At 49.7% G+C, this 1,226-nt stretch carries 2 protein-coding genes; both read right to left on the reverse strand.

Annotation, left to right across the window (positions count from 1 at the left end; genetic code table 11):
* Positions 1-862 (reverse strand): group II intron reverse transcriptase/maturase (gene ltrA / locus BLW34_RS15315; protein WP_090581416.1); only part of this gene is annotated, 862 nt, incomplete at its 3' end.
* Between the two features lie 18 nt (positions 863-880).
* Positions 881-1,226: hypothetical protein (locus BLW34_RS15320; RefSeq protein WP_218138898.1), on the reverse strand; the 346-nt coding region annotated here is incomplete at its 5' end.

Below are 1,226 nucleotides of genomic sequence, written 5' to 3' on the forward strand. Positions count from 1 at the left end.
GCCTGAATGTATAACCCAGAAAATCAAAGCTCTGATTCGGATATTGCTCGTCTCGGTTTGAGTCCTTGCAGTACACAATCTTAGTTTTCTCCTGGCAGAGCTCAAGACCGCACCGGGTAAACCTTTGCCTGATTTGCCGCTCTATCATTTCCAGCTGGGTTTCACTTCGACAGTGCACCACAATGTCATCGGCATAGCGTTCAAGATGGATACACGGAAAATGCGTTTGCATCCATTTATCAAAGACCAGATGCAAAAAGATATTTGCCAGCAACGGACTGATAACGCCACCCTGCGGCGTGCCTTTCTCGCGACAGATCCGCTCTCCATTGGTCAGTATCACATCAGCCTTCAACCAGCGTTCGATGTACAGCAACATCCATTTGCAGTCAGTGTACTTGGCCACTGCTTTCATAACTAAGCCATGATCCAAGGCGTCGAAGAATCCCTTGATGTCCATATCCAGCACCCAATCATCCCGCCAGCAGCGTTGCCGTGTTTGCGCGATGGCATCGAGCGCCGACTTTCCAGGCCGATAGCCATAGGAATCATCATGAAAGTGTGGTTCCACAAGGGGTTCCAGTCGATTCTTGATGACCATTTGTGCAATGCGATCCGAGATAGTCGGTATACCCAATGGCCTCAGCGTACCATTCGACTTCGGTATTTCGACGCGGCGTATCAGTGGCGGAAAGTAGCTGCCTGACGACAACCGATTCCATATCTTGTACAGATTGTTCTTTAAATCAGCATCAAAATCCTCTAACGTTTGCCCATCAATACCGGCTGCCCCCTTATTGGCTTTCACCGCCAAATAGGCATCCCATACGGCATGCTTGGATAGTTCAAATGACTTTGCCAAGGTTTATTGCTCCTCCCGTTAGTGGTTGGCAATAGCACTTGGCTGAATAACGCAACCCCTTCGCTCCACCGCCATTACAGCGTTTTCATCACTACTACGAGCTGCTCCGCCCCTCTGGCTGACATCGGTACTTGCAAAGCTACTGACAATAGTCATTTTGCTTCCCTTGGCATTCAGCCAGCAGGTTCCCACGTTCCACACAAGAGCCTGGATTAAGTTCATGCAGCCTCTACGCCGAACGCCACCCAGCCCATAAACAGGTACTGTCTGGGTCTGTCCCGGATCAACAACGCTATCCGGTTTTGACGTTGGTTGGTTTGCTTTTCGACATGTCATCGACTGTTCACTTGCGTTCATCTGCTTA

It is taken from the genome of Nitrosomonas sp. Nm58 (assembly GCF_900107335.1).
In the GTDB taxonomy this organism is placed as follows: domain Bacteria; phylum Pseudomonadota; class Gammaproteobacteria; order Burkholderiales; family Nitrosomonadaceae; genus Nitrosomonas.